Below are 448 nucleotides of genomic sequence, written 5' to 3'. Positions count from 1 at the left end.
CCTCGTGGGAGAGGGTGTTCTGGGACGCGCTGTCCCGGGGTGCGCGGGGTGGGGTGCGGGTGGACGTCGGGGTGCGCGGCATCTGCGCGCGGCGTCCCGGCGTGCCCGGCCTGTCGGACATGATCCGCGTGCGCATCGTCCTCGTCCGGTTCCTGGAGCACTCCCGCGTGTTCGCGTTCGAGAACGGCGGCGAGCCCGAGGTGTGGCTCGGCAGCTCCGACCTCATGCACCGCAACCTGGACCGCCGCGTCGAGGCCCGCGTCACCGTCACCGACCTGGCGCAGCGCGACGACCTGCTCGCCCTGCTCGACCGCGCCATGGATCCCGGCACCCACGCGCCGGCGCTCGCCGGCGACGGCACGTGGACGCGGGCCCGGCCGCGGCCCGGCGAGACGCTCGTCGCCCCCCCGCAGCACCTCTACCAGCGCCGTATACCCATCCGACCCGA

At 75.2% G+C, this 448-nt stretch carries 1 pseudogene; it reads left to right on the top strand.

Going from position 1 to position 448, the window contains the following annotated elements:
* Nucleotides 1–448, top strand: a pseudogene (locus tag HUX53_RS00065) (RNA degradosome polyphosphate kinase); the annotation flags it as partial.

The organism is Actinomadura sp. BRA 177, from assembly GCF_013372625.1.
Taxonomy (GTDB): domain Bacteria; phylum Actinomycetota; class Actinomycetes; order Streptosporangiales; family Streptosporangiaceae; genus Spirillospora.
Note: the sequence above shows the minus strand (reverse complement) of the source record. Positions and strands in the feature narration are given on the sequence as shown.